The organism is Kaistia sp. UC242_56, assembly GCF_044452255.1.
GTDB lineage: Bacteria > Pseudomonadota > Alphaproteobacteria > Rhizobiales > Kaistiaceae > Kaistia > Kaistia defluvii_A.
Map to the genome: position 1 here is coordinate 2,162,276 of NZ_JBIOAN010000002.1, position 25,421 is coordinate 2,187,696.

28 protein-coding genes, 2 tRNA genes and 1 pseudogene are annotated in these 25,421 nt (G+C 62.9%); 21 read left to right on the plus strand and 10 right to left on the minus strand.

Annotated elements, in window-relative coordinates; all coding sequences use genetic code 11:
• Positions 1-9: 9 nt before the first annotated feature.
• Positions 10-1,467, minus strand: a complete 1,458-nt coding sequence (locus tag ACHMWQ_RS12870; RefSeq protein ID WP_396307768.1) for an MFS transporter — start codon at positions 1,465-1,467, stop codon at positions 10-12.
• A 23-nt stretch (positions 1,468-1,490) separates the two neighbouring features.
• Here ACHMWQ_RS12870 and ACHMWQ_RS12875 point away from each other — a divergent pair, with 23 nt between their 5' ends.
• The 3 genes from ACHMWQ_RS12875 (at position 1,491) to ACHMWQ_RS12885 (ending at position 4,186) form a co-directional block, all read left to right on the plus strand.
• Positions 1,491-1,907: a helix-turn-helix domain-containing protein gene (locus ACHMWQ_RS12875; protein ID WP_354548591.1), complete on the plus strand. Its 417-nt coding sequence runs from the start codon at positions 1,491-1,493 to the stop codon at positions 1,905-1,907.
• Positions 1,908-2,048: 141 nt separating this feature from the next.
• Complete coding sequence (locus ACHMWQ_RS12880; protein WP_396307769.1) at positions 2,049-2,552, plus strand: hypothetical protein; 504 nt, start codon at positions 2,049-2,051, stop codon at positions 2,550-2,552.
• Positions 2,549-4,186: a phage/plasmid primase, P4 family gene (locus tag ACHMWQ_RS12885; protein ID WP_396307770.1), complete on the plus strand. Its 1,638-nt coding sequence runs from the start codon at positions 2,549-2,551 to the stop codon at positions 4,184-4,186. The genes ACHMWQ_RS12880 and ACHMWQ_RS12885 overlap by 4 nt, the downstream gene beginning before the upstream one ends.
• A 247-nt stretch (positions 4,187-4,433) precedes the next feature.
• Here ACHMWQ_RS12885 and ACHMWQ_RS12890 read toward each other — a convergent pair whose 3' ends face one another.
• A complete protein-coding gene (locus ACHMWQ_RS12890; protein ID WP_396307771.1) occupies positions 4,434-4,727 on the minus strand; it encodes a hypothetical protein in 294 nt (97 codons plus the stop codon).
• A gap of 185 nt (positions 4,728-4,912) precedes the next feature.
• Here ACHMWQ_RS12890 and ACHMWQ_RS12895 point away from each other — a divergent pair, with 185 nt between their 5' ends.
• The 12 genes and pseudogenes from ACHMWQ_RS12895 to ACHMWQ_RS12950 all read left to right on the plus strand — a co-directional run bounded on the left by ACHMWQ_RS12895 (position 4,913) and on the right by ACHMWQ_RS12950 (position 13,498).
• Positions 4,913-6,097, plus strand: coding sequence for a phage portal protein (locus ACHMWQ_RS12895; protein ID WP_396307772.1), 1,185 nt, complete (start codon positions 4,913-4,915; stop codon positions 6,095-6,097).
• The gene (locus tag ACHMWQ_RS12900; RefSeq protein WP_396307773.1) at positions 6,094-6,516 is read left to right on the plus strand and encodes a hypothetical protein; all 423 of its coding nucleotides are present in this window, start codon (positions 6,094-6,096) and stop codon (positions 6,514-6,516) included. Before ACHMWQ_RS12895 ends, ACHMWQ_RS12900 begins: the two co-directional genes overlap by 4 nt.
• The gene (locus ACHMWQ_RS12905; RefSeq protein ID WP_396307774.1) at positions 6,513-7,043 is read left to right on the plus strand and encodes an HK97 family phage prohead protease; all 531 of its coding nucleotides are present in this window, start codon (positions 6,513-6,515) and stop codon (positions 7,041-7,043) included. Before ACHMWQ_RS12900 ends, ACHMWQ_RS12905 begins: the two co-directional genes overlap by 4 nt.
• 13 nt (positions 7,044-7,056) lie before the next feature.
• A complete protein-coding gene (locus ACHMWQ_RS12910) occupies positions 7,057-8,229 on the plus strand; it encodes a phage major capsid protein (protein ID WP_396307775.1) in 1,173 nt (390 codons plus the stop codon).
• Positions 8,230-8,317: 88 nt separating this feature from the next.
• The gene (locus ACHMWQ_RS12915) at positions 8,318-8,938 is read left to right on the plus strand and encodes a phage head-tail connector protein (RefSeq protein ID WP_396307776.1); all 621 of its coding nucleotides are present in this window, start codon (positions 8,318-8,320) and stop codon (positions 8,936-8,938) included.
• A 44-nt stretch (positions 8,939-8,982) separates the two neighbouring features.
• Complete coding sequence (locus ACHMWQ_RS12920) at positions 8,983-9,411, plus strand: hypothetical protein (protein WP_396307777.1); 429 nt, start codon at positions 8,983-8,985, stop codon at positions 9,409-9,411.
• Between the two features lie 387 nt (positions 9,412-9,798).
• On the plus strand, positions 9,799-9,984 hold the full coding sequence (locus ACHMWQ_RS12925; protein ID WP_396309442.1) for an HNH endonuclease signature motif containing protein: 186 nt from the start codon (positions 9,799-9,801) through the stop codon (positions 9,982-9,984).
• Entirely contained in the window at positions 9,981-10,403 is a 423-nt protein-coding gene (locus ACHMWQ_RS12930; protein WP_396307778.1) for a phage terminase small subunit P27 family, read from the plus strand. Before ACHMWQ_RS12925 ends, ACHMWQ_RS12930 begins: the two co-directional genes overlap by 4 nt.
• A pseudogene (locus ACHMWQ_RS12935) lies at positions 10,351-10,851 on the plus strand (terminase large subunit domain-containing protein); the annotation flags it as partial. The gene ACHMWQ_RS12930 and the pseudogene ACHMWQ_RS12935, both read left to right, overlap by 53 nt.
• A 548-nt stretch (positions 10,852-11,399) precedes the next feature.
• The gene (locus tag ACHMWQ_RS12940) at positions 11,400-11,867 is read left to right on the plus strand and encodes a hypothetical protein (RefSeq protein WP_396307779.1); all 468 of its coding nucleotides are present in this window, start codon (positions 11,400-11,402) and stop codon (positions 11,865-11,867) included.
• A gap of 112 nt (positions 11,868-11,979) precedes the next feature.
• Entirely contained in the window at positions 11,980-12,192 is a 213-nt protein-coding gene (locus ACHMWQ_RS12945) for a hypothetical protein (protein WP_396307780.1), read from the plus strand.
• A gap of 193 nt (positions 12,193-12,385) precedes the next feature.
• Positions 12,386-13,498 carry a tyrosine-type recombinase/integrase gene (locus tag ACHMWQ_RS12950; RefSeq protein ID WP_396307781.1) on the plus strand — a complete coding sequence of 371 codons (1,113 nt, stop codon included), beginning with the start codon at positions 12,386-12,388 and terminating at the stop codon, positions 13,496-13,498.
• A gap of 7 nt (positions 13,499-13,505) precedes the next feature.
• Here the strand turns inward: ACHMWQ_RS12950 and ACHMWQ_RS12955 are convergent.
• The 3 genes from ACHMWQ_RS12955 to ACHMWQ_RS12965 form a co-directional block, all read right to left on the minus strand.
• A tRNA-Ser gene (locus tag ACHMWQ_RS12955) sits at positions 13,506-13,598 on the minus strand.
• A gap of 189 nt (positions 13,599-13,787) precedes the next feature.
• On the minus strand, positions 13,788-13,976 hold the full coding sequence (locus ACHMWQ_RS12960) for a hypothetical protein (RefSeq protein WP_396307782.1): 189 nt from the start codon (positions 13,974-13,976) through the stop codon (positions 13,788-13,790).
• Positions 13,977-14,047: 71 nt separating this feature from the next.
• Positions 14,048-14,419, minus strand: coding sequence for a DUF971 domain-containing protein (locus ACHMWQ_RS12965; protein WP_354548594.1), 372 nt, complete (start codon positions 14,417-14,419; stop codon positions 14,048-14,050).
• A gap of 155 nt (positions 14,420-14,574) precedes the next feature.
• On the opposite strand from ACHMWQ_RS12965, the gene moaA reads away from it, so the two are divergent.
• Complete coding sequence (moaA, locus tag ACHMWQ_RS12970; protein WP_396307783.1) at positions 14,575-15,603, plus strand: GTP 3',8-cyclase MoaA; 1,029 nt, start codon at positions 14,575-14,577, stop codon at positions 15,601-15,603.
• A 214-nt stretch (positions 15,604-15,817) separates the two neighbouring features.
• On the plus strand, positions 15,818-16,723 hold the full coding sequence (locus tag ACHMWQ_RS12975; protein WP_396307784.1) for a DMT family transporter: 906 nt from the start codon (positions 15,818-15,820) through the stop codon (positions 16,721-16,723).
• Here the strand turns inward: ACHMWQ_RS12975 and ACHMWQ_RS12980 are convergent.
• Positions 16,704-17,357, minus strand: a complete 654-nt coding sequence (locus ACHMWQ_RS12980; protein WP_396307785.1) for a nitroreductase — start codon at positions 17,355-17,357, stop codon at positions 16,704-16,706. The genes ACHMWQ_RS12975 and ACHMWQ_RS12980 overlap by 20 nt on opposite strands.
• Positions 17,358-17,760: 403 nt before the next feature.
• Here ACHMWQ_RS12980 and ACHMWQ_RS12985 point away from each other — a divergent pair, with 403 nt between their 5' ends.
• On the plus strand, positions 17,761-18,639 hold the full coding sequence (locus ACHMWQ_RS12985) for an SMP-30/gluconolactonase/LRE family protein (protein WP_396307786.1): 879 nt from the start codon (positions 17,761-17,763) through the stop codon (positions 18,637-18,639).
• 264 nt (positions 18,640-18,903) lie between these two features.
• Here ACHMWQ_RS12985 and ACHMWQ_RS12990 read toward each other — a convergent pair whose 3' ends face one another.
• The 4 genes from ACHMWQ_RS12990 to ACHMWQ_RS13005 form a co-directional block, all read right to left on the minus strand.
• Complete coding sequence (locus tag ACHMWQ_RS12990; RefSeq protein ID WP_396307787.1) at positions 18,904-19,308, minus strand: acyl-CoA thioesterase; 405 nt, start codon at positions 19,306-19,308, stop codon at positions 18,904-18,906.
• Between the two features lie 79 nt (positions 19,309-19,387).
• Positions 19,388-20,797: a type I glutamate--ammonia ligase gene (gene glnA / locus ACHMWQ_RS12995; RefSeq protein ID WP_396307788.1), complete on the minus strand. Its 1,410-nt coding sequence runs from the start codon at positions 20,795-20,797 to the stop codon at positions 19,388-19,390.
• Between the two features lie 118 nt (positions 20,798-20,915).
• Complete coding sequence (locus ACHMWQ_RS13000) at positions 20,916-21,254, minus strand: P-II family nitrogen regulator (protein WP_018185381.1); 339 nt, start codon at positions 21,252-21,254, stop codon at positions 20,916-20,918.
• Positions 21,255-21,490: 236 nt separating this feature from the next.
• Positions 21,491-21,922: a TIGR01244 family sulfur transferase gene (locus ACHMWQ_RS13005; RefSeq protein ID WP_396307789.1), complete on the minus strand. Its 432-nt coding sequence runs from the start codon at positions 21,920-21,922 to the stop codon at positions 21,491-21,493.
• A gap of 220 nt (positions 21,923-22,142) precedes the next feature.
• Here ACHMWQ_RS13005 and ACHMWQ_RS13010 point away from each other — a divergent pair, with 220 nt between their 5' ends.
• The 3 genes from ACHMWQ_RS13010 (at position 22,143) to tig (ending at position 25,192) form a co-directional block, all read left to right on the plus strand.
• On the plus strand, positions 22,143-23,615 hold the full coding sequence (locus tag ACHMWQ_RS13010; protein ID WP_396307790.1) for an NAD(P)H-hydrate dehydratase: 1,473 nt from the start codon (positions 22,143-22,145) through the stop codon (positions 23,613-23,615).
• Between the two features lie 63 nt (positions 23,616-23,678).
• Positions 23,679-23,764 (plus strand) — tRNA-Leu (locus ACHMWQ_RS13015).
• A gap of 75 nt (positions 23,765-23,839) precedes the next feature.
• Positions 23,840-25,192, plus strand: a complete 1,353-nt coding sequence (tig, locus tag ACHMWQ_RS13020) for a trigger factor (protein WP_354548608.1) — start codon at positions 23,840-23,842, stop codon at positions 25,190-25,192.
• Positions 25,193-25,421 lie beyond the last annotated feature (229 nt).

Sequence of the window (25,421 nt, forward strand, 5' to 3'; positions counted from 1 at the left end):
TCAGGGCGTTCAGGTCGCGGCTTGCTTGGCCGCGGCAGGCTTCGCCCAGATCCAGACGGCCAGCAGCAGCGCCACTGACGTCATGCCAGCGGCGACGACAAAGGTCGCCGCGAACGCATGGCCGATTCCATCGGCTGTTGCGTTCGCGATCGGCTCGATACCGACCAAGCCGGCAAACAGCGTGGCCATGACGGAAGCGCCGGTCATAAAGCCAAGATTGCGCGACAGCCCCAGCAAGCCGGACAGCATGCCGCGCTGCTGATCCGGGGCGAACAGCATGGCACTGGCGTTGTTGGCGGCGAGGAAGAGCTGGTATCCCGGCGTCAGCAGCACCAGGGCAACGGCATAGCCCGCTATTCCGAAAGCAAGAGGCAGCAGCGCGAGAGAGACAAGACCGATCGTCATCTGCGCCAGCCCCACCACGAGCATTCTCGGAGCGCCGAAGAGATCCGTCAGGCGGCCGGCGGGAATGCCGGCCAAGGCGGACGTAACCGGCCCCACGGCCATGACAAGCCCGACGGCGGCGGCGTTTAGGTGCAAGCCGAGCGCCAGGAAGAACGGGCCGACGATCAGCGTCGACATCATGGCCGTACTGGCAATCCCGTTCATGGCCAGGGAGGCGCTGATCTCCCGCTTGCGCAGCATCGCAACCGAGACAAGAGGTGCCGACGTTCTCGTCTCAATCCGGACGAACAGCGCAAGGCCAATCACCGCGATCAGCAGATAAAGGCTCGCGGCCCCGGCAACGCCGGCCCTTCCTCCGGCCGTCGCCAGCGAATAGGCGGTCAAGCTCAATGCGAGCACGGCGGCGCCGGGCCAGTCCAGGCTTGCGCCGACCTTCCCGACGCGAGCGGCCGGCGGCGAAATGGCGAGCAAGACCAGTCCCAGCACCAGCACGGCAATTCCTGCGAGCGGCAGGAATACCGCCCGCCATCCCAAGGCCGCGACCAACACGCCGCCCAGGGACGGGCCCAAGGCGGTTCCAACCGCCGACATTGTCCCGAGCAGTCCCATCGCCGCGCCGAGCTGTTCCTCTTTCACGGCATCGCGCGCGATGGACATTGGCAGCGCCATCAGGATGGCGCCCCCGACGCCCTGAGCGGCCCGAGCGGCGATCAGCACGCCCAGCGTCGGCGCGGTCGCGCAGGCAACAGAAGCAATAGCGAACAGGGTAAGCCCGGCAAGCAGCACCTGGCGATGACCGAACATATCGCCCAGGCGACCCGCCAGGACGATCGCGACGGTCGCGGCGATCAGATAGGCGAGCACCACCCATTGGATACTGGAAAGGGACGCCGAGAAGGCCCGGCTGAGGGTTGGAAGCGCCACGGAGGTGATGCTGGTGCCGAGCGAGGCGAGCAGCATCGCCCCTGCCAGCGCCGCTTGCGTGGCCCATCTGTGGTTCGTCCGGGTTTTCATCGCGGCATTCCTCTTGTCGATTTCAGGGGCTTCCGTTAGGTTTGCCACTTCAAGTCACCTTGAGGTCAAGCGTGAATCTTCTCGATATTGGTGTCCTGGCGGAGAGAAGCGGCGTGCCGGCCTCGACGCTTCGCTATTACGAGGAAGTCGGCCTGATCGCCTCGGTTGCGCGCCGGGGCCTGCGGCGGCAGTTTGACCTGGGGACGCTGGACCAGCTTGCGGTGATCGCACTCGGGAAAAAGGCTGGCTTCTCGCTGGACGAGATCCGCGGGATGTTCGGCAAGGACGGCGCTCCCGAACTCTCGCGCACGGCCCTGCACGGACGGGTCGATCAGCTGGAGGACCAGATCCGCGAACTGACGACACTGCGGAACGTGCTGCGGCACGTGGCGGAGTGCTCGGCCGAATCCCACATGGCCTGTCCGAAATTCCAGCGATTGCTGAAGGAAGTAACGAAGGCGCCAAGGCAAGCCCGCAGGCCGAGATAGGACCGACGGGGCTGGATTGGACGTCGAGGCCGGATCGCGGATGGGGTGCCCAGCGCCTTGTGAAATGCTGCCCGACCAACGACAGCACGCTACCGTTGCGAGCGAGCAGGGCCTGGGCAATTTCAAGGACTTAAAGGGGGAATGGCGGAGAGGAAGGGACTGAGGAAATCCAAGCCCTTCAACAAGTTAGGCAGGCTAACCGGCACTTCGGTTCCGATTGATCCGAAAGGGTTTTTTACGGAACTGGCTAACTCGGGTAACGCCTCTGGAAAGAGAAACGCCGTCCCGGCTGGACCCCGGAACGGCGCGAATTTCGATATCAATGCAGATGGTCATTTTTACCACAGCGATCGGAGTTCATCAAATCCGGCGCCGCCTCTGGTGTGGGGTATTCTGGCCGGAGAACCGAGGGCATTTATTCGGGTGGGCCGGCGCGTGCTGGCGAGCCTCTATCGACTACCAGACGGCTGGATTGCATATCTCGACGGCCGGCCGATCGTCGGTCCATTTGCTGGGTTGAGGCGTGCGACCGTCGAGACCATGGCGATCATCGACTCTACTTATGGTTCGGCAACTCGCCGAGGCGCCTTGCTTGCGTGTCGGCCGGGTGACTTCGATGCGCTCATTGATCGGCGATCGAGATGAGCATCACAGCCAGCGACATGGTCGTGGATCACAGCAAGGATCTAATTGTCGCCATCATCGACGACGCCGAGCCCATTAGCGACGGTGCTGCTGCAGATGCACCCGCTGCAGACAAGAGGCAGGGCGCTCGCAAAAGGGCGTCCCAGGAGGACATCAAGCGAGCGGCGGCGCAGTCGTTGTCGCGCCACCTTGCCCTGTTTCCGTTGACAGACCTTGGCAATGCCGAACGGTTCGCCCGGCGAAATCAGATGAGGTTCCTGCACGTCCCCGAAATCGGCTGGCTCGCCTGGGATGGAAAGCGCTGGGCGAAAGACGGCGCCGAAGGCCATTTGTTGAAGGCTGTTCACGATACCGTCCGAGCTATTCAGGACGAAGCCGCTGCTATCGCCGGGACTGAGGCTGACATAGTCGTGCGCGTTAAGTCGGACGGCGAAGTGGTGAGGATGTCGGACATGATCGCCAGCTGGGGCCGAGCTTCGGAAGCCGCGCCAAAGCTGCAGGCGATACCCAAGCATGCAACGGCATATCTATCCGCCAGCGCCGACAGCCTCGATGCCGATCCTTGGCGCTTCAACGTCTTGAACGGAACCATATCGATTGATCGGACGGGAGGTGCTGGCGACGTCGTGAAGTTCGACAAGCACAGCCCCTCAGACCGCATCACGAAGCTCGCACCGGTTGTCTACGATCCCGATGCATGCTGTCCGCACTATGATCGCTTCCTGCGGGAGGTCATGCCCGACGTTGATACGCGGCGATTCATGCATCAGTGGGGCGGCTATTCGCTCAGTGGCGATACGTCTGAACAGCGCCTCTGCTTCTTCTACGGCAAGGGGAAAAACGGGAAGAGCACGCTGGTTGACGCATGGGCGGCAGTCGCTGGCGACTATGGTGAGACGGTCCCTATCGAGACCTTTATCAGTCAGGGCAAGGGGCGCAACGCTGGAGCGGCAACGCCGGATCTCGCGATCCTACCGGGCGTCCGTTTTCTACGGACATCGGAGCCGGAGAAGGGCGCTAAGCTTGCGGAAGCACTGATCAAGCTGGTGACCGGTGGTGAGCCCATTCTGGCCAGACACCTGAACAGCGGCTACTTCAAGTTCAAGCCGGCATTCAAGCTGACCATGAGCGGCAACTACCGACCAGCCATCGACGGCACGGACGAAGGTATCTGGCGGCGCGTGGCCCTTGTTCCGTGGCTGGTGACGGTCGAGAAGCCAGATCGCAATTTACCGTCGAAGTTGAGTAAGGAAGCGTCCGGGATACTGAACCGGCTGCTCGATGGCATTCGAGACTATGTCGACAACGGGCTCATCACCCCACCCGCCATTAGCGAAGCGACGGCCAGCTATCGTGACGATTCAGATCCGTTAGGTCGCTTCCTCCGCCTGGCCGTCGAGCGTTCCGAAGGCGACCGCATCCAATCCTCTGCACTGCATCGGGTCTTCATTGCCTGGGCTAAGGCCGTCGGTGAGAGGGAGTGGACGCCTAAAGGGCTCTCCCTCGCCCTCAAGGAGCGCGGGTACAAGTCCATGCAGTCCAGCGTTATGTGGTGGTTAAACGTTCGACTGACAGCCGCTGGCAATGAGTTCGATGGTCTTCACGCCCCGCACCCCACCCAAGACGACGACTGAAGACCGCCCTTCATCCTCCCATTGGGAGGATCGCCTCTCAATCCTCCCACTCGTAACCCACTGAAAAGATTGGGCTTGGGAGGATCTGAGAGGATGGGACCGTCTTTTGCCTTCCCTTATATGCGTGTGCGCGCGCACACATGCATACGAAAGACCCATTATAATCCTCCCATCTTCCCAAATCCTCCCAATGCTAATCCATTCAATAGGTTAGCTCTGGGACCGTTTGGGAGGATGGGAGGATCAGCTAATTCGCCCTGCGGTTGAACGATGCCACCGCGCTGTTGAAGTCGCTGGTCACCGTTTCCGCTGAATAGCGGAGGCGCTTCATTTCTCCCTCGACGCAGCTGAGATAGTTCTCCACCTCGCTCTGATAGTTCTGCATCTCGCGACGGCACCGATCGAACTCATACTGATCGTCAAAGTCGCCGTAGCTTGACGCGCAGTAGGGTGCGGAAGGCTCGTAGCAAGATGCATAAGCCGGAGCGCTAAGGCCCGCCGCTATGCAAGCCAGGATGGTGACATGAAACTTGGTTGACACTGCTCATTCCCCCTGATGAGGCCTCGATACCATACTGCCCGGGGGGGGGCTTGAGACTTAGAGGGAAGGGGGCGGGACCGCTGGGGTCAATCGCGCTCTAGGGAGCCGTAAATAGGGATTTTGTGGCCTCAGTTGGCCGCAGTTGTCAGGTTCTTTGGCGCGACAGGTGGTGGCATAGAATTGGGATGCACATCCCGTTCCTCACCCGCCGACCTGCAGCCGCCGAAGCGAAGTCGCTCGCGGCCCCAGATAGCGAACTGCTCGCTCTGTTCGGTGCGGCAGCCGGCACAGCGCCGATCTCGCCAGCTGCGGCTTTAGCTGTTCCGGCCGTCTCTGCTGCCGTGCGCGTCATTTCTGAAGCCGCCGCGACGCTGGATGTGCGGGTGGTTCGGGTCGACGGCGCTGAAGAAATCGAAGAGCCCACTCATCCTGTAGCTGGTCTGCTTCGGGATGCTGCCAATACCTGGACGAGCGGTTTCGAATTCATCCGCGATTTGACGTCCGAGGCTCTGACACGCGACGCGGGCGGGATCGCCTGGGTCAATCGGGTCGACGGGAAGCCGGTCGAAGTCATCCAGTACGATCCCGGCACCATCGATGTCAGCTACGCCCGCAACCGCGAGCCGACCTATCGCCTCAATGGCGAAGTCATCGATCCGAATGACATCGTTCATTTGCGCGGCGCCTTCAGTCGTTGCCCGTTGTCACTCGCCAGCGCGGCGATAGGCATCGCGGCCGAGATGGGCGCCCATGCAAGTAAGTTGTTCTCGAATGGCGCGCGCCCGTCCGGCGTAATCGAGGTTCCCAAGGCCCTCGGCGACGAGGGCTTGAAGCGGATGAAGGCCGGTTGGAAAGCCGCACATGAGGGCAGCGCCAACAGCGGCAAGACCGCCATCCTCTGGGACGGCGCGACCTTCCGGCCTATCACGTTCTCTTCGACGGACGCGCAGTTCCTCGAAACATGGAAATTCCAGATCGTCGAGATCGCGCGCCACTTCCGCGTGCCGCCATCGATGCTCTTCGACCTCGACCGCGCGACCTGGTCGAACTCCGAGCAGATGGGCAAGGAGTTCCTGACCTACTGCCTAGAGCCGTGGCTGCGATCGTTGGAAGGCGCTTTGCGCCGCGCGCTGTTCAGCCCCGACGACCGCAAGCGCTACCGCATCGTCTTCGATCGCGATGACCTGACCCGCGCGGATCTCGGCGCGAGGGCGACCGCCTATTCCTCGCTGATTGCATCCCGTGTGCTGAACCCGAACGAGGCGCGCCGCTGGGAGGGCCTACCGGCCTATGCCGAGGGCAACGCCTTCACCAATCCCAACATCACCACAGCACCGGCCTCGGCGCCGAAGCCCGGAGATAAGACATGACGGAGATGACCGGATCGGTCCTCGCTACCTTCGGCGGCCAGGAGATGCGCTTCGCCATTGCGCGCGAGGACCTGGTCGCGCTCGAGATGGCGATCGGACTCCCCGCCTATACGATCTTCACCAAGTTCGCCGGCGGTCTCTGGAGCGTCACGGATCTTTGTACGGTCCTGAACTTCGCTGCGATGTCGGCATCAGACAAGGCGCCCCATCGCCAGACAGCTGCGGTCGGTTTCAACAGCTATGTGCTTGATCGCGCCCTCGGCCGGGGATGCGGCCCGAGCCGTATTGATCGCGTCCTGCTCGACAATGCGCCGGCTCGCTACGCCGCCTTGGCACTCAAGATCCTGGAAGCCAGCTTGTTCGGCCTTGCGCCTGACGACGCCGTCTTCGACGAGAACGATCGTGCGGTGGCCGCATGAGCACGCATGGCCTCCTGATCGAACTCGACCTCAAGGCTATCGCTGAGGACGGCACGTTCTCCGGCTACGCCGCCACCTTCGGCAACGTCGACCAGGGCGGTGACATCATCCTGCCCGGCGCCTTCGTCAAGTCGCTGGCCGCACGGCCGGCGGCCCGCGTGAAGATGTTGCGCCAGCATGATCAGTCTGAGCCGATTGGCGTCTGGACCTCGCTGGTCGAGGACCGCAAGGGCCTGAAGGCCGAAGGTCGGATCATCGTCGACACCATCAAGGGCCGCGAGACGCATCTGCTGATGAAGGCCGGCGCACTCGACGGCATGTCGATCGGCTACTGCGTCAAGCGCGCTCGCTTCGACCGCACCAAGAATGCCCGCCTGATCGAAGAAGTCGAACTGGCCGAGGTCTCTATCGTCACCTTTCCCATGAATCCGAAAGCGACCGTCACGGCGGTCAAAAACCATGATCCCGATCGCGCGCGTCGTCTGATCGAGGCTATGAACCGCGCCGCTTTGGCGCTTCGCGGCTAGGAGGCCGACCCCTATGACCAAACATTTCCGATCGGCTTTGCTCGTCACGGCGGCACCGTTTGAGACCAAGGAAGCCGGCGACGATGACGATCCGATCCTTGCCGCTGTCGAAGAGCTGAAAGCATCGTCGGCCGAGTTCCAGACGAAGCAGACCGATACCCTCGGCAAGATCTCGGATCGGCTGGACAAGGTCGAGGCAAAGGCCAACCGTCTGAACGCCGGCAAGGAAAAGCCCGAGGATGGCCCCCCGATTGAGCGCAAGGCCTTCACCGGCTATTTGCGCGCCGGCCGGGAATCGCTGTCGCCCGATGAGGTGAAGGCTCTCACGATCGGCGATGACACGGCGGGTGGCTATCTGGCGCCGGCCGAGTTCTCGACCGAGATCGTCAAGGGCATCGTCGAGTTCTCGCCGGTTCGCCAGGCAGCACGTGTCGGTTCGATCGCATCCGGCTCGATCATCCTGCCTAAGCGTACCGGCCGGCCGACCGCCCATTGGGTCGGGGAGACCGAGGATCGCTCCGAGACGGAATCCAGCTACGGCCAGATGGAGATCTCGGCGCACGAAATGGCCTGCTTTGTCGATGTGTCGAACCGGCTCCTCGAGGATGCCGCCGTCAACGTCGAGGCTGAGGTCGGTTCGGATCTCGCCGAAGAATTCGGGCGCCTTGAGGGCGTCTCCTTCTTGACCGGCGATGGCGTCAAGAAGCCGCTGGGCCTGCTGAAGGACCCGGACGTCATACGTGTGCCAACGGGCAACGCGGCGACCTTGGGCGCTGCGCCGGCCGATCTGCTGATCACCGCGCTCTACAGCCTGCCGGCGACCTACCGCACCCGTTCGGCCTGGATGATGAACGGGGCCACGCTGTCGGCCATCCGCAAGCTGAAGGACGGGCAGGGCAACTTCCTTTGGCAGCCGGCCTTTGTCGCCGGCCAGCCCGAGACGATCCTCGGTTATCCGGTGATCGAAGCTCTCGACATGCCTGACATTGGCGCCGGGACCGAGCCGATCATCTTCGGCGACTTCGCGAGCGCATACCGGATCTATGACCGGCTCGCGCTGTCGATCCTGCGTGATCCCTACAGCAAGGCGACGAACGGCCTGACCCGCTTCCACGCCCGACGCCGGGTTGGTGGCGGCATGGTCCAAGCCGAGGCTCTCCGCAAGATCCGATGCGCCACGTCCTAGGCGGAGATGGTGTCGCCATTGGCGGCACCTAACTCGCCGCTTGGTGGAACTAGATCTTTCGATTGGGGAATTCTGATGGGGCGAACGAATGTGGCATGAGGCCAAAGTGATAGCAGCGCCAGCGGAGGAGCCGGTAACGGTTTCCGAAGCGCGTGCCCAGTGCGGCGTCATCGGCGAAGACCGGGATTCTGAGCTCGTTCGCGCCATCCAATCGGCGCGGGTCTTTATCGAACACTATTGCGGTATTCGCCTCGTGTCCCAGACGATTGAGGTCGCCTGCGATCTCTTCGGCGATCTTGGTTCCCTTCCTGAGGCCCCGCTCCAAGCGGTCGTGTCGATCGCCTATGTCGATAGTGCGGGCATCGACCAGATCCTACCGTCCGATGTCTTTGAGCCGAGGCTTGACGGCCTGTCGCCAACTATCGTTCGCCGCTTCGGCAAGAGTTGGCCGGCAATACAAGCGGGCTCGAGGATCAAGATGACCGCAACGGCCGGCTACGGGTTGGCGAGCGCGGTTCCGGCTCCGATCGCCTCCGCAATCCTGCTTCACCTCGGCATGGCGATCAGCCTGTCCGGCAAGGACGCTCTGGTGCGAACCGAAGCCGTCGAGGGCATTGGCTCGCAGCAATTCGGAGGAGTTGTCGAGGTCACAGGGGCCGTCGACCGAGCCGTAGCGGCCTTACTCGTCAATTTCAGACGCTGGACGTAGCAGCACCGCTCAAACCGAAAAATTACCCAACGTGGAGAAAGCCAATGCGCGACTTGATACACAACATCGGCCTGGTCAATGCGATCGACCCGGCCGTCTATGCCTCGGACAATGCGCCGGCCGTTATCGATCTCCTCGGTTTCGAGAGCGTGGCGATCGCGCTGCATGTCGGAATCGGCGGTATTACCTTCAACGGCACGAACAAGGTCGATTTCGTCCTCACGCACAGTGACGACGACGTGACTTACGCGCCGGTTGTGTCCGGTGATGTCCAAGGCGCCGACAATGTGAGCAACGGCATCATCAAGTCGCTGAGGACTGCTCATGCGGCAGCCGACGTGACGAAGGTCGGCTATGTGGGCGGCAAGCGCTACCTGAAGCTGCTGGCCGATTTCGCAGGCACCCACGGCACCGGCACTCCGATCTCTGCCCTTGTTGTCAAGGGAAGTGCCCACGCCCACCCCGTATCGTGATCCTTCCGGGCGCCAACTCGTGAGGGCGCTTAGCGGCCCGTCCAACAACGGTAAATCGACCTGCCTAGCGCCGCCTCGAAGGAGGGATTGGGGCTCAAGGTCGACAAGGTCGCGAACACCAGCCGTTCAATCCTTCGGCCAAGGGTTCACCGGCGGGCGCCAGCACAGAGGCGCCCGCTAACTCATTTGAGGAAAGTCGATATGCCAAAGGCGGTTCCCCGGATCTGCGGCTGCGGCCAGGTCGTCCAGCCAGGGGCAAATTGCGCTTGCGAGGTCCGTCGAAAGGCGGAAGCGGATGGGCGCCGGCCATCGGCTCGCAATCGCGGCTATGACCGGCGCTGGCAAAAGGCACGCGAGGCCCACCTCGCTGTGCAGCCTCTTTGTGTCATGTGCCAGGCCCAAGGGAGGGCCGCTCCGGCGACGGTCGTGGACCATATACGACCACATCGCGGCGACGCGGAACTGTTCTGGAACGCAGACAACTGGCAGTCCCTATGCGCTCATCATCACAGCAAGGACAAGCAGTCCCAGGAGCGCCAAGCCGAACGAGGGAATAGGAGGTCTTCCCGGTGAGAGGCGTAAAACCATACCACGCCGTCGACAATGGGTCTGGCGCCATCCATGCAGAGCCGGAGCCGCCCGAGTGGTTCAGCGAAAGCGCTGCAGCAGAGTGGCGACGCGTGATTCCCGACCTGGTCGCAAAGCGGCGCTTGAACGATGGCGACCTCGGCAGCCTCGAATCCTACTGCCTCGCCATGGGACAGGTACGCGACATGCAGAAATTGATCGCGACTGAAGGTGCGGTGATCAACGACCCGAAGCGAGGCCCCCGTAAACACCCAGCGGTGGCCATACAAGCCGACGCGTCGACGCGAGCGCGACTGCTAGCCAATGAACTGGGCCTGACGCCTGTGAGCCGTTCGCGGCCTTCTATCAGGGATGACGATCGTGACACTAGCGGCCAACCGGAACTCTTCGGCGTGGATTTCTGACAGCTCGGAAATTGAGGATCCGTTTGGCTATGGCCAGCGTGCTGTCAATTTCGTGCGTGCCTTGAGGCATCCCAAGAGCCGGGCGCCGGGCCGCGCCTTTGAGCTCTTTGACTGGCAAGAACGGATCATCCGCAAAATCTACGGGCCGTGCCACCCGGACGGCAGGCGGATCGTGCGCACAGTTGTAATGCTCCTGCCACGGGGCAACCGAAAGACGAGCCTCGGCGCCTGCCTTGCGCTACTGCACGCCATCGGCCCGGAACGGGTGAATGGCGGGCAAGTGATTTGCGCAGCTTCCGATCGTGAGCAGGCCCGGATTGCCTTCGAGGAGGCGGCCAACATCATCCGCGAAGACAGTCGCATTTCGTCGAAAATGAACTTCGCCGATTACAAGCACCAGGTCATGCACCCGAAGACCAAATCGGTGCTGAAGGCCGTCTCCTGCGACGATGCGATGGCGCCGAAAGTGGCGTAGGCGATCTTGAGGGGATGTTTGAGCAGGGCTTCGCCAATGAGTTTGGCGGGGCTGCCATATGATCAATCGACGAGTGTTCATCGCAGCCACCGGAGCGGTGGCGTCGACGTGGCCCAACTCGGTACATGCGGCCAAAGCACCAGGTGCCTCGGTTTCGTCGTCCCACATCGATATCGCGAGGCGCGTACGCGTTCTCGCCGAGGAAATGTCTCATCTCTTAGGTGTTCTGGATGACGGGATGTGGGAGGTCAGGGCCTCGGCGCCTTACCGAGGGGCCCCCATCTACTCCGTGCAACCGCAGCGCAAATCACCTGAATTGCGCTTGGAGGAGGGGCTGCGGATTTCTGTCGGAGCTCTGACCAATCTGCGTCCAGGTACGTGGCGCAAAGAGGTGTGCCTGAGCGGTGGATTTGCCCTTCTGATTCACTCGACCAGCTAAGTTGTGTTTGCGTTCCGTTCTCCTCTTGTGTTTTTCAAGAGGATGGAATACCTCTTGAAAATACCAAGAGGAGGAACGTGTAATGATCCCCAAGCTGACCGCTGTAGCCGCCTGCCAGGTCGCTCGCATCGATCGCGACCGTTTCAATGAACATGTCGCCGGAGGGCGGTTTCCTTGCGCTCCGGAGACGACTCCGGGGCGCGCTCGCCTGTTTGATCCTGATGACATGATTGCATTGTGGCTGTTTCGCGAGCTGATGGATGACGGCCTTGACGCATCGAGGGCCGGAAAGATTGCCTGCGCCGTCAGCGGAGCGGCCCGGCGTAACCCGGGTGCTGGCGCAATTTCTTATGTCCAGACTTATTTGGAAGGCGGCGCCGGTGGCGGTGCTTATGCGTCTGAGGCTATTCCGGCGCCGTCTGAGTGGGACGATCTCAAGTTCAGCGGCGTGGAGATCCGCAAGGTCACGACCTTCAGGATCAGCAAACTGCGGGAGCTCATCGCGGAGGCGACTGAGGAGCAGCGTTCGATCATCGGCCCGGCTGACTAAGGACCAGGTAGTCGATGGCCCGGGAAGGGAAATTCGAAATGATGCCCGTGTCTGCACCCACAGTCCTTCCATTGGCCGCAGTCTGGGAGCCAGCCGGAAAGGGGCGACTTCTGTGAGCAAGAGTCTCGTCGCCCCAACAATGTACGTGGGTATAGCTGCCGTGGCCGGCGCGCTCGCCGATCGCGGCATGATTATCTCTGAGAGGACGTTGAGGCGCTGGCTGCGCGATCGGAAGCTGAAAGGCTTCAAGCCCGGCGGGTGCACCTCGCCGGTGAGAGTATCGATCGAAGAAATTGAGAAGCTTGTCAGAGGCGAGGTTGCTTGAGGATGTCCCGTCGTTCCGCCGTTGTGACCCAAGCCGACATTACACGCGTGGTGCGCGGCCTGATCGCGGCCGGCGTGCCCTCAGAGCGCATCACAGGCCTCAAGATGACCGCAGACGGCGTGACCCTACTCATGGGCGATCAAACGCCGTCTGGGGCCCCTTTGTCCCTCAACGAGTGGGATGAGGTGCTGAAATGACTGGCCGCCGGCGCCTGCCTCAGTATGTGTCGGAATTCGCCGATCGCCACGGAAAGATGCACGTCCGCTTTCGCCGCAAAGGGCAGGCGACGTACTACTTCAAATCGGTCCCTTGGTCGGCTGACTTCATGCAGGAGTATGAGGCATGCATGGCCAAGGAGGCCGCGCCGCGTCTCATCGTTGGTGCAAGTCGCACTAAGCCGGGAACGTTCTCGGCGCTGATCGCAGCGTACTACAGCACGCCTGAATTTACGGGGTTGCGGGACAGCACGAAGGTCACCTATCGCGGCATCATAGAGCGCTTTCGCGAAAAGCACGGCGACAAGCGCGTGGCGCTGATCGAGCGCCAGCATATCAAGGCGATCATCGGCGCAATGGCGGAGACACCGTCAGCTGCGAACAACCTGCTAGACCGTCTGAAGTCGCTCATGACCCTCGCCCTAGATATCGGGTTGCGAAAGGATGACCCGACGATTCGGGTCCGTGGGTTCAGGATTTCTGGCGACGGTTTTCATACCTGGACTGAAGACGAAATTCAGCAGTTCGAGGATAGGCATCCGATCGGGACGCAGCCGCGTTTGGCGCTGGCTTTGATGCTCTTCACCGGTCAGCGTCGCTCCGATGCGGTCACAATGGGATGGCAGCACATCGACGGTGATCTTATTCACGTCCGACAGCAGAAAACGGATGCCCGTCTCGCGATCCGGATCCATTCGTCGCTCCGCCAGGTGTTGTCAGGGACGTCGCGTGACAATTTAACGTTCATCGTCACATCTCACGGCAAGCCTTTTACGCCTGCCGGCTTCGGCAACTGGTTTCGAGAGCGCTGCGATGAGGCTGGACTGTCGCAATGCTCTGCTCACGGCCTGCGCAAGGCAGCGGCCCGAAGGCTGGCAGAGGCCGGCTGCAGCAACCAGCAGATCAAGGCCGTGACCGGCCACAAGACCGATAAAGAGGTCTCCCGATACACGGCTGCCGCCGATCAGCAGCGACTCGCCGGGCAGGCGATTGATTCGGTCGATGGGGGAGAACGGGAACAGACTTTGGCTAACCGACCGCGCAGGTTAGCCAAAACAGCAGCTAAACCATTGATCAGAAAGGGCCCATAAATGGGAGTGGCGGAGAGGAAGGGATTCGAACCCTCGAGACGGTTTTAAGCCGTCTACTCCCTTAGCAGGGGAGCGCCTTCGGCCACTCGGCCACCTCTCCGCCGCTGGGTCTAATGGAGAGGATCGCTTCAAACAAGGGGCTTTTCCATTTGCCCCAAGTTTCTTGCACGGATTCAGCAGATAGAGCGCTTAACCCATCCAGCCTCCGGAAGCGCGTGGGGACGGTTCGGCTCTTCTGGCGCCTCGCCTCGCATCGATAGAAACCGGCGCCATTTCGCAGGCCGCAGGGTCAGGAAAGCGCGTCGCGCTCGTTGTGAAGGGTCGCGAGCTGCTGTTTCAGGCCGGAAATCTCCTCGGCGAGTCGGGTTTTCTCGGCAGAATTGGCCGTCGAGGCGGCCTGTTCGCCAAGCCTTTGCATCGTCTCGCGGATCGCGGCGATGCGTGCATCGATTTCGATCAGAAACTTGGCCTCGGTCATCGCATCTCTCCCAGCTTCAATGTCGCAATCCTAACGCGCTCGCGTCGAATAAGCTTCAGGACCTCTGAGCCTCAGCGGCGACTGCGCGAGAGGCCCTTTTCCTGCAATTCGGCCAGATAGGTAGCCCAGAGCTTGTCTCGGTCGCGACCCAATTCCGCGAGATAAGTCCAGGTGAAAAGGCCGGTATCGTGGCCGTCGTCGAAGTTCAGTCGGATGGCGTAGTTTCCGACCGGATTGATCGAGGCGATGGCGACATCGATCTTGCCCGGAACCGTCTGCTTCTGCGACTTGTTGTGACCCTGCACCTCGGCCGAGGGACTGGTGACGCGGAGATATTCCGCCGCCAGCTCATACCGGGCGCCGTCTTCGAAAGAGACGGTGAGAGTGCGCTTGTCGGGCGACAGGCGAATCTCGGTCGGCCACGGCGTGGATGCAGTATTCATGTTGGACCCCGACGGCCGTTCGGCCGTGAAAAACAAGGGCGGTCGTCACCCGACGTCCCGCTTTTGGCCGCTTGCCTTTGAAACGGCGCGGTATCTCGTCTACATAGCAGAGATCGCCGCCCCGATCCTAAAGAGGGGCGGTTTGAGGAATGCGCATGAACCAGATCGTGCCGCTCATGGCCGAGACGACGCCGATGGTCGATCCATTCGGGCGTTCCATCACCTATCTCCGCGTCTCGGTGACGGATCGGTGCGATTTCCGCTGTGTCTATTGCATGGCCGAGGACATGACGTTTCTGCCGAAGCGGGACGTGCTGTCGCTGGAGGAACTGGATCGGCTGTGTAGCGCGTTTATCGCGAAGGGCGTGCGACGGCTGCGGCTGACCGGTGGCGAGCCGCTGGTTCGCCGCAACATCATGTCGCTGGTCCGCTCGCTCGGTCGCCATATCGAGAGCGGCCAGCTGGACGAACTGACTCTCACCACCAACGGCTCGCAGCTCGCGCGCTTTGCGTCCGAACTGGCGGATGCCGGCGTGCGCCGCATCAATGTTTCGATCGATACGCTGGACCCGGCTCGCTTCCGCGCGATCACGCGCTGGGGTGACCTGGACAAAGTCATGGCGGGCCTCGATGCCGCCCAGGCCGCGGGCCTGAAGGTCAAGATCAACGCCGTCGCGCTCAAGGGCGTCAACGAGCATGAGATCGACGATCTCCTGCGTTTCGCGCATGGGCGCGGCATGGATCTCACGCTGATCGAAACGATGCCGCTCGGCGAGATCGAGGGCGATCGCACGGAGCAGTACCTGCCGCTTTCGACCGTCCGCGCGCGGCTCGAGGAGCAGTGGACGCTGACCGACATCCCCTACAAGACGGGCGGCCCCGCGCGTTATGTGGAAGTCGCCGAGACGGGCGGGCGGCTCGGCTTCATCACGCCGCTGACCCATAATTTCTGCGAGACCTGCAACCGGGTCCGCATCACCTGTACGGGCACCCTGTTCATGTGCCTCGGCCAGGAGGACGCGACCGACCTGCGCGCGCCGCTGCGCGCATCCGAGAACGACGCGCTGCTTTCCGCGGCGATCGATGAAGCGATCGGGCGCAAGCCCAAGGGCCATGATTTCATCATAGACCGCGATCATCGCCGCCCTGCGCTGGGTCGTCACATGAGCATGACCGGCGGGTAGTTTCGCCCGGATCGTTCGCTTTTATGTTGCGCTGCACACGGCGCGTTGCTGTCGGCTTTGCGCGTTTTTCTGTCTTTGCATGTATTTCGGACCGCCGGCGGCGTCACTTCGGTTGCTTCGTGCCGGTTTATTGGTCAATCTTGCCAGGTCAGGCCCCAACCGCCCGACCCGGATCATCTGCGGCGCCGCGCTGCCGCGCATAGCCTGAAGTTCCATGCCCGCCCTGGCCGACAATTCTCGTGGCATCATCATGATGGTGCTTTCGAACCTTGCCTTCATCATCAACGACACCTGGATCAAGCTGGTCAGCGAGGGGCTCCCGACCGGGCAGATCCTCGTCATCCGCGGCTCGATCTCCTTCGTGCTGATCTGCCTGGTCGTCTTTGCGACGGGCACGCATCGTCAATGGCGCGCCGTCTGCAACCGCCTGGTGGCGTGGCGAACGGTCGGCGAGATCGGAGCGACGGTCCTCTATCTCTATGCGCTGTTCAACATGCCGATCGCCAATGTCTCAGCGATCGGCCAGATCGTGCCGCTGATGACGACCGCGGCGGCGGCCGTTTTCCTGGCGGAGCCGGTCGGTTGGCGCAGGTGGACGGCGATCGCCGTCGGCTTTTTCGGCGTGCTTCTGATCATGCGTCCGAGCGTCTCTGGCTTCGACCTGTTCTCGCTGGCGGCATTGGGCTCGATGGGCTTCATCACGCTGCGCGATCTCGTCACGCGCGAAATGGCGCCGGGCGTGCCGACGCTGCTCGTGGTTGCGATCACCGCCGCTGCGATGACGGCCACAGGAGCCACGATGTCGCTGGCGGAGACCTGGCCGATTCCGGACGCGCGGCAATGGACGACCCTGAGTGCCGCGTCGGTGCTGCTGCTGTTCGGCTACGGCACGTCGATCCTGGCGATGCGCTATGGCGCGATGGCCGTGGTCGCCCCGTTCCGATATTCCGGAATCCTGTTTGCCGTGATCCTCGGCTACATGGTCTGGGGCGACGTGCCGGACGTGCTGACGCTGGTCGGCACGCTCATTGTCGTGGCGACCGGCGTCTACACCTTCCGGCGCGAAATGCGGCTGGCGCGGATCGCCGAGCCGGCAGCCGTCAACCCGCCCAGTGGGTGACGATTGCGTTCAGGTCCGGACGCGCGCGGTCGGCAGGGCGTTCGGTCTGGCGGCCGAGATGGATGAACCCGGCGACGCGTTCTCCCGGCTGCACGCCCAGAATGGCGGCCGCTTCCGGATCGCGTCCCGGCCATTTCAGCAGCCATTGCGTGGCGTAGCCATGGGCTGACGCGGCAAGAATCAGGTTCATGCCGACGGCGCCGGAACCGAGGATCTGGTCCCACTCGGGAATGCGGGACGTTGGATCGGGGCGGCTCACGACCACGACCGTGACCGGGGCGCGCATCATGTAGAGCGTCCACATATCGCGCTTGGAATCGTCGAGGCCAGGATTGCGCGCCGCGTAGAGCGCATCGAAGCGCTGGCCGGAAAGCTGGCGGGCTTCGCCTTCGATGACGATGAAGCGCCAAGGCGCCAGGCGGCCGTGATCGGGCGATCGCGCCGCGATCTTCAGGATGCGCTCGAGATGCTCAGGGGGAATCGGCATCGGGTCGAAGGCCCGCATCGGAACCGAGCGGCGGGTCTCCAGCTTGGCCAGCATGTTGGGCGAGAATTGAAGTTCGAAGGAGTCGTCGTAGATGGGAACGGCAGCCGTCGCCGGAGCGGCGTGGTGGGCAGGGCCCTGATCATTCATGGGGGGCAGGCTTTCGTCTTCGGTCGCGGTGACGTCGGAGAAATGCGCCCGGCAGGACGGATTTGCAAGGGAGCCGGGCGGTCCTGCGGCCTTACATTCCATGCGTGCGCGGCGAATTTCCCCCCCGCTGTGGCCCGGATTCGACAGCCAGCGAACGGAAAACCGGGGAGACGCGCCCCATAGGGGTGCATTCGGGACCGCGATCAAATCGTTGTGAGCTTGCGCCATATGCGCCGTTCGGCCACGGCGGGCAGGGACGAACGCAGGTTCGCCGACGGATGGCGTGCCGCATGGACGCTGAAAGGGCAGGTCGTGACACCGCCGAAAGCGGCGGCCGGCGGCGGTCGACGTGCGGCGGCGAGCATGCCATGGTTGCGCCCTCGCAACCACCTGGAGTCACTTCATGACGGATCTCGGCCTTCGCCCGCTCGTTCCCACCCTGCATCAGCTGGCCGAGAGTGCCGTCTATGACGATCGCAACAATCGGTTTCTCTATTGCGACATCCTCGACAAGTCGATCCACGCGGTCGACCTCGCGACGGGCGATACCAAGGTCTGGCGGTTTCCGACCGTGGTCGGCTCGTTCGGCTTGACCGAGAGCGGTCGTTTCGTCGTGGCGCTTCGCGACAGCGTCGTGCTGTTCGACCCCGAGACGGAAGAGAGCCGGACGCTCGCCGAAATCGAAGCGGATATGCCGGATACGCGCCTGAATGACGGCAAGGTCGGACCGGATGGATGCTTCTGGGTCGGCACCATGGACGCGAATCGCCAGCCGGTCTGCGCGCTCTACCGTGTTTCTCCGGATGGCACCGTCGAGAAGAAGATCGACGGACTCATGGTGTCCAATGGCCTCGCCTTCAGCCCGGACGGGCGCACCATGTTCCACTCGGATTCCCGCGGCCCCTGGATCGACCGCTGGGCATTCGACCCGGCGACGGGCGAGATCAGCGAACGCAAGCGGATTGCCGTGCTCGACGACACGATTGGCCGCCCGGACGGCGGCGCGACCGATGCCGAGGGCAATTACTGGAGTGCCGGCGTTTCGGGCGCCAAGCTCAACCAGTTCTCGCCGGAAGGCGAGTTGCTGGCGAGCTACGATGTTCCGGCGGCATCGCCGACCATGCCGGCCTTTGGTGGCTCGGACATGAAGACGCTGTTCCTGACCAGCCTGCGCGATGGCCGCACCGAGGAGCAGCTGCAGCGCTGGCCGCTCACGGGCTCGGTCTTCATCGGGACTTCGCCCGTCGGCGGCTCGCCGGTCTCGCGTTTCCGCGACGTCTGATTTTCTTGGGGAGGGGTCTTTACCTCTCCCCAAAGGAAACCTTCGCCCAAAACACCGTTGTCATCATCCTGAGGTGCCCGGCGCAGCCGGGCCTGGAAGGAGGGTTCAGGGGGCTTCCCGGCGCGGCTGGGCCACAGCGCGAGGCATTCCGGCAGCGCTGTGAGTTTACTGGACCCTCCCTCGAGGCTTCGCGCACGCGAAGCCCCTCAGGATGATGGTCGAGATTGGGAGATCCTTCCGGCTCTCCGCGTTGTCGGCGCCGCCCTATTCTTCCGGCGGCAGCGGACGGGATTTGCGCGTGGCGTCGATCGCCACGAAGGTGAAGGTCGCTTCCGTCACCTTTGTGACGTCATTGCTTTCACGATTGCGCCGCCAGGCCTCGACGAAGACGCGCATCGACGACCGCCCGGTCGCGAGGATGCGCCCGTAGATGGTGACCTCGTCGCCGACGAAGACCGGGCTCAGGAACGACATGCCATCCACCGATGCCGTCACGGTGCGCCCGCGCGCGCGGCGTGTCGCGATCGTGCTCGCTCCCAGATCCATCTGCGACATCAGCCAGCCGCCGAAAATGTCGCCGGCCGGATTGGTGTCGTGCGGCATGGCGATGGTGCGGATGACAGGGATGGTCGTCGAATGGGGAAAGTCGGGCGCGTTCTGGGCGGTCATCGTGCCTCCTGGGAGCTGAATCTGTTGAAACGAAACGGGGCGCCCGAAGGCGCCCCGCTGATAGTGCATCCTGATTCGGTCAGACCGAGAAGTACATGTCGAATTCGACCGGATGCGGGGTGTGCTCGAAGCGGATGACTTCTTCCATCTTGAGCTCGATATAAGCGTCGATCATCGACTTCGAGAAGACACCGCCTTCGAGCAGGTAGCCATGGTCCTTCTCGAGCGAGGTCAGCGCTTCGCGCAGCGAGCCGCAAACCGTCGGGATCTTCTTCAGTTCCTTCGGGGGCAGGTCATAGAGGTTCTTGTCCATCGCGGCGCCGGGATGGATCTTGTTCTTGATGCCGTCGAGGCCGGCCATGAGCATGGCTGCGAAGGCGAGGTAGGGGTTCGCGCCCGGATCGGGGAAGCGGACTTCAACGCGCTTCGCCTTGGGCGAGGTCGCGAACGGGATACGGCAGGAAGCCGAACGGTTGCGCGCCGAGTAGGCGAGCAGCACGGGAGCCTCGTAACCCGGGACCAGACGCTTGTAGGAGTTGGTCAGCGGGTTGGTGAAGGCGTTCAGCGACTTGGCATGCTTGATGATGCCGCCGATGTAGTACAGGCAGGTCTCGGACAGGTCGGCATATTCGTTGCCAGCGAAGACCGGCTTGCCTTCCTTCCAGATCGACTGGTGGACGTGCATGCCCGAGCCGTTATCGCCGTAAACCGGCTTCGGCATGAAGGTGGCCGTCTTGCCATACGAGTTCGCGACGTTGTGGATCGCGTACTTGTAGATCTGCATGTGGTCGGCCATCGTCACGAGCGTGCCGAACTTGACACCCAGCTCGTGCTGCGCCGAAGCCACTTCGTGGTGGTGCTTCTCGACGACGACGCCCATGGACTGCATCGCGGCCAGCATGTCGCCGCGCATGTCCTGGAGGCTGTCGATCGGGGGAACGGGGAAGTAGCCGCCCTTGGTCTTGACGCGGTGGCCGAGGTTGCCGCTCTCGTAATCGGTGTCGGAGTTGGTAGGCAGCTCGATGTCGTCGAGCTTGAAGCCCGTGTTGTACGGGGTGGCCGAGAACTTCACGTCGTCGAAGACGAAGAATTCAGCTTCCGGGCCGACATAGATCGTGTCGCCGATCTTGGTCTGCTTCAGGTAGGCTTCGGCCTTCTTGGCAATGCCGCGCGGGTCGCGGTCATAGGCTTCGCCGGTCGTCGGCTCGAGCACATCGCAAACGATCGAGAGGGTCGACTGCGCGAAGAAGGGGTCGATGGTCGCCGTTGCCGGATCGGGCATCAGCAGCATGTCGGATTCGTTGATGGCCTTCCAACCGGCGATCGACGAGCCGTCGAACATCGTGCCTTCGGCGAAGATTTCTTCGTCGATCATGCCGATGTCGAACGTCACATGCTGCCACTTGCCGCGCGGATCCGTGAAGCGGAAATCCACATACTTCACGTCCTGCTCCTTGATGAGCTTCAGGACATCATTCGCGGTCGTCATAACTCTCTTCCTTCTATCAGGTGAACTGTGCCCGGTCGTGGCTGAGGCAAACAGGTAGCCGGCGAGGCCGGCAGGAGGGGGAGTGCCGGCAAAAGGTCGCCGGCGAGAAATGAGGGGCTTAGATCGCGTCCAGGCCGCTTTCGCCCGTGCGAATGCGAACTGCTTCTTCGATGTTGGAAACGAAAATCTTGCCGTCGCCAATGCGACCGGTTTGCGCGGCCTTGCGAATGGCGTCCACCGCGCGTTCGACGAGTTCGTCGCCCAGCACGATCTCGACCTTCACCTTCGGCAGGAAGTCGACCACATATTCCGCGCCGCGATACAGCTCGGTGTGTCCCTTCTGCCGGCCGAAGCCCTTGGCCTCGGTGACGGTGATGCCTTGCAGGCCAACTTCCTGCAGCGCTTCCTTCACTTCATCGAGCTTGAACGGCTTGATGATGGCTTCGATCTTTTTCATTGCCTCCGCATCTCCGAATGCTTGCCTCTAGTGCCTGCCCAACCTGGCCGATGTGACCGGCCTGGCCAATCACTTGCAGGCTCCGTGCCAATTGCCGATCTCGCTGGAAAACGCCGGAAAAATGGGCTCATCGCATTGCATCATAGCGCGTATCGCGCAAAAGCGATCCGCCAATTGTCCATTTTATAGGCAAATGAACAACAAGTTGGCACAGAGCCCGTCTTAGTGCTGCTGCCTTAACGACCGTTTCGCGCCAGCCATCCGTCGGCCATACGCATGTCGATGCCGTGTTCGGCGCCGAAAGCGGGCAAATCCTCACGGTTCATGCGGCCATCCAGCACTTCGCCGATCGCGAACAGATTGAGCGAACGCGTGCCACTGCGACAATGTGCCAGCACCGGTCCGTCCGTATTGGCCAGCACGGCCTGCAGCCCGCGGACGTCGAGCTCGCTGATCGAGGGACCCGTGACCGGAATGTGGGCATAAGCCATCCCGGCGTTCGTGGCCGCTTCCGCTTCCTCGGCCGAGGCGGGCTGCGATGCCTCTTCGCCCTCGGGACGATTGTTGATGACGGCCTTGTAGCCGAGGCCCGCAAGCGTCGCGAAATCCTCGATTTCGATCTGTCCGGCGATGGAGAGCTTGTCATTGATCTTGATGAGATCGGTCATGGGCGGTTCCCCGTTGGCGGTGAAGGTTGGCGGAGAACTTATCGCAGCGCGGCAAATGAACAACCGTATCCTCCGCCACAAAGTCCGGAATTGGGGTCGGATAGCTTGGTCCCATGCCGTGCAGGCGGTTGCGGCCCTGCCGGTGCCGCGCCACTCTGCCCCGAAGGCGCGCAGGCCGACCGGCTGTCTGCCGGTTCGGTTCAGAGGAGGGCGAAGAGGTATGATCGAGCTATTGGACCCGGCCGAGATGGCTGAAGCCGACCGCCTGACGATTGCATCCGGCACGCCGGGCATCGTCCTGATGGAAGCGGCGGGCCGCGCGGTGGCCGACGTCGCCGCGCGATCGCCGCTTGGAACGCGCATCGCGATTGCCTGCGGCCCCGGCAATAATGGCGGCGATGGCTTTGTCGCGGGGCGAATCCTGATGGCGCGCGGATACCGCGTTCAACTGGGTCTGCTTGGCTCGATCGCTGCCCTCAAGGGCGATGCGGCGCTGGCTGCCGCCGAATGGCGCGGCGAGACATTGCCGCTCGGCGACCTCGATTTCGCCAGCGCGGACTTGATCATCGACGCGCTGTTCGGCGCCGGCCTCGATCGGCCGATCGAAGGTCCTTCGGCTGCCGCGATCGCCGCGATCAATGCGTCCAGGGCGCGCGTCGTCGCCGTCGACCTGCCAAGCGGCATCCATGGCGGGACGGGGCAGGTGCTGGGCGTCGCGGTCCGTGCCGACGACAGCGTCACCTTCTTCCGCCCGAAGCCCGGCCATGTGCTGATGCCGGGCAGGGCGCATGCCGGCCGCCTCACGGTGGCGGATATCGGCATCCGTCCGCAGGTTCTGGATTCGATCCGGCCCCGCGCTGCGCTCAACCGGCCTGAACTGTGGTTGCCGCATCTGCCGACGCCGAAGGTGGATGGCCACAAATATGATCGCGGCCACGCCCTTGTCGTTTCCGGCGGCATGACGCAGACGGGGGCGGCGCGGCTGGTTGCGCGTGCCGCGCTGCGCATCGGGGCAGGGCTGGTGACGGTGGCGTCGCCGCCCGACGCGCTCGCGGTCCACGCGGCGCATCTGACCTCGATCATGCTGAAGCGCATGGAAGGGGCCACAGGGCTGTCGGAACTGCTTGCCGACAAGCGACTGAACGCCGTTGCGATCGGCCCTGGCCTCGGCCCAGTCGACGTTTCGCTGCCCTTGGTCGAGGCGGCTTTGGCGTCCGACGCTTCGATCGTTCTGGACGCGGATGGCATTTCGGCATTCCGCGAGGATCCGGAACGGCTCTTCGCGGCCATTCGCCAGCGGAGCGCACCGGTCGTGCTGACGCCGCATGACGGCGAGTTTGCGCGGCTGTTCCCGGATCTGGCGAGCCTGCCCGGCAAGCTCGATCGCGCCCGCCAGGCGGCGGCGCGCTCCGGCGCCATCGTTTTGCTGAAAGGCGCCGACACCACCGTCGCGGAACCGGCGGGCCGCGCGGCGATCGCCGACAATGCGCCGCCCTTTCTTGCAACCGCCGGATCGGGCGATACGCTGGCCGGCATGATCACCGGCCTGCTCGCGGAAGGGATGCCCGCCTTCGAGGCAGCGGCCGCGGCTGTATGGTTGCATGGCGACGCCGGCGTGGTTCTCGGGCGCGGTTTGATCGCGGATGACCTGGCGGACGCGCTTCCCCGTGTGTTTGCGCGGCTTTTCGTTTGACCCTGCGACCGCTAGTGCTATAGAGGCCCCACCTTGGCCGGAGCCTAGCTGCGACCGGTTATTGCGGGCGTGGTGGAATTGGTAGACACAGCAGGTTTAGGTCCTGCCGCCTCGCGGTTTGGGGGTTCGAAGTCCCTCCGCCCGTACCAACGTCCGGAATAAGCCGTGAAAGCAGCCGGGCGAAACGCCAAAGACCGATCGGAACAAGACAGAAAGCGCTGAACATGCAGGTGACCGAGACCCTCTCAGAGGGCCTGAAACGTGAACTCCAGATCGTGGTGCCGGCGACCGAACTCGACAGCCGCCTTTCGGCGCGTCTGGAAGAGATGAAGGGCCAGGTCCAGCTCAAGGGCTTCCGTCCAGGCAAAGTGCCGGTCGCGCATCTGCGCCGGATCTACGGCAAGTCGGCCATGGCCGAGATCGTTCAGAACGTCCTGAACGAGAACGCTCGCAAGACGCTTGAAGAGCGCGGCGAACGTGCTGCCATGCAGCCGAGCTTCGATCTGCCCGAGGACGAGTCCGATGCTGGCGAAGTGCTCGCCGGTAAGAAGGACCTCGCCTACAAGATGACCTATGAAGTCCTGCCGAAGTTCGAACTCGGTGATTTCAAGGGCATCAAGATCGAGCGTCCGGTTGCGGAAGTCTCCGACGAGGAAGTCGAGACCGAGCTCAAGCGGCTCGCGCGCGATTCCGCTGAATATGCGCCGAAGGATGGCGCGGCTGCCGATGGCGACCGCCTGACCATTTCCTATCTCGGCAAGCTCGACGGCGAGCCCTTCGAGGGCGGCGCCGACGACAATGCGTTCGTGACGATCGGCTCCGGCCGCTTCATCCCGGGCTTCGAGGAGCAGCTCGCTGGCGCCAAGGCCGGTGAAGAGCGCGTCCTGAACGTGACCTTCCCCGAGGAATACGGCGCGAAGCAGCTGGCCGGCAAGGCTGCTACCTTCGACGTCGTCGTCAAGGAAGTGTCGGCTCCTGCCGAGACGACCATCGACGACGAATGGGCGAAGAAGTTCGGCATCGAGTCGCTCGATGAGCTGAAGGCAACGATGCGCCAGCAGCTCGAGAGCCAGCTCGGCTCCGCGACCCGCACGAAGGTCAAGCGCCAGCTGCTCGACCAGCTCGACGAGAAGCATGCCTTCGAACTGCCGCCGACCATGGTTGAACAGGAATTCCAGAACGTCTGGAACCAGGTCACCCAGGATCTGCAGCGTTCGGGCCGCAGCTTCGCCGACGAGGACACGACGGAAGAAGCCGCCAAGGCCGACTACCGCAAGATCGCCGAGCGCCGCGTGCGCCTTGGCCTCGTGCTGTCGGAAATCGGCGAGCAGAACTCGATCCAGGTCACCGACGAGGAAGTGCAGCGCGCTCTCGTCGACCGGATCCGTCAGTTCCCGGGCCAGGAAAAGCAGGTTTACGACTTCTACCGCGAGAACCCGGACGCGCTGGCAAGCCTGCGCGCGCCGATCTTCGAAGAGAAGGTTGTCGACTACGTTCTGGGCCTCGCGGAGATCACCGACAAGACGGTGTCGCGCGAAGACCTGATGAAGGATGACGAGGAAGAAGCGAAGGCCTGATCGGCTTTTGCTGAGACCTTAGGACCGGGCAAGCCCGCGTCCATCACGACAAGGATACTCCGGCCAAAGCCGGGGTATCCGACGCGCCGGCGGAACGGTAGCGATGCGACGGGGATCTGCGATCTCGACCGCGTCGGGGATGACGATCTGCGAAAGGGCCTTCCGCCACCCCTTTCGAACGCAGTCGGCGTACCATATGTATGGGCCTTCGAGCCCCGGGAATCGGTCG

Coding starts and splice junctions, on each gene's coding strand:
- ACHMWQ_RS12880 (WP_396307769.1), top strand. CDS start 2,049: ATGGCGGAGAGGAAGGGACTGAGGAAATCCAAGCCCTTCAACAAGTTA.
- ACHMWQ_RS12885 (WP_396307770.1), top strand. CDS start 2,549: ATGAGCATCACAGCCAGCGACATGGTCGTGGATCACAGCAAGGATCTA.
- ACHMWQ_RS12895 (WP_396307772.1), top strand. CDS start 4,913: ATGCACATCCCGTTCCTCACCCGCCGACCTGCAGCCGCCGAAGCGAAG.
- ACHMWQ_RS12900 (WP_396307773.1), top strand. CDS start 6,094: ATGACGGAGATGACCGGATCGGTCCTCGCTACCTTCGGCGGCCAGGAG.
- ACHMWQ_RS12905 (WP_396307774.1), top strand. CDS start 6,513: ATGAGCACGCATGGCCTCCTGATCGAACTCGACCTCAAGGCTATCGCT.
- ACHMWQ_RS12910 (WP_396307775.1), top strand. CDS start 7,057: ATGACCAAACATTTCCGATCGGCTTTGCTCGTCACGGCGGCACCGTTT.
- ACHMWQ_RS12915 (WP_396307776.1), top strand. CDS start 8,318: ATGTGGCATGAGGCCAAAGTGATAGCAGCGCCAGCGGAGGAGCCGGTA.
- ACHMWQ_RS12920 (WP_396307777.1), top strand. CDS start 8,983: ATGCGCGACTTGATACACAACATCGGCCTGGTCAATGCGATCGACCCG.
- ACHMWQ_RS12925 (WP_396309442.1), top strand. CDS start 9,799: ATGTGCCAGGCCCAAGGGAGGGCCGCTCCGGCGACGGTCGTGGACCAT.
- ACHMWQ_RS12940 (WP_396307779.1), top strand. CDS start 11,400: ATGATCCCCAAGCTGACCGCTGTAGCCGCCTGCCAGGTCGCTCGCATC.
- ACHMWQ_RS12950 (WP_396307781.1), top strand. CDS start 12,386: ATGACTGGCCGCCGGCGCCTGCCTCAGTATGTGTCGGAATTCGCCGAT.
- ACHMWQ_RS12960 (WP_396307782.1), bottom strand. CDS start 13,976: ATGACCGAGGCCAAGTTTCTGATCGAAATCGATGCACGCATCGCCGCG.
- ACHMWQ_RS12965 (WP_354548594.1), bottom strand. CDS start 14,419: ATGAATACTGCATCCACGCCGTGGCCGACCGAGATTCGCCTGTCGCCC.
- moaA (WP_396307783.1), top strand. CDS start 14,575: ATGAACCAGATCGTGCCGCTCATGGCCGAGACGACGCCGATGGTCGAT.
- ACHMWQ_RS12975 (WP_396307784.1), top strand. CDS start 15,818: ATGCCCGCCCTGGCCGACAATTCTCGTGGCATCATCATGATGGTGCTT.
- ACHMWQ_RS12980 (WP_396307785.1), bottom strand. CDS start 17,357: ATGAATGATCAGGGCCCTGCCCACCACGCCGCTCCGGCGACGGCTGCC.
- ACHMWQ_RS12985 (WP_396307786.1), top strand. CDS start 17,761: ATGACGGATCTCGGCCTTCGCCCGCTCGTTCCCACCCTGCATCAGCTG.
- ACHMWQ_RS12990 (WP_396307787.1), bottom strand. CDS start 19,308: ATGACCGCCCAGAACGCGCCCGACTTTCCCCATTCGACGACCATCCCT.
- glnA (WP_396307788.1), bottom strand. CDS start 20,797: ATGACGACCGCGAATGATGTCCTGAAGCTCATCAAGGAGCAGGACGTG.
- ACHMWQ_RS13000 (WP_018185381.1), bottom strand. CDS start 21,254: ATGAAAAAGATCGAAGCCATCATCAAGCCGTTCAAGCTCGATGAAGTG.
- ACHMWQ_RS13005 (WP_396307789.1), bottom strand. CDS start 21,922: ATGACCGATCTCATCAAGATCAATGACAAGCTCTCCATCGCCGGACAG.
- ACHMWQ_RS13010 (WP_396307790.1), top strand. CDS start 22,143: ATGATCGAGCTATTGGACCCGGCCGAGATGGCTGAAGCCGACCGCCTG.
- tig (WP_354548608.1), top strand. CDS start 23,840: ATGCAGGTGACCGAGACCCTCTCAGAGGGCCTGAAACGTGAACTCCAG.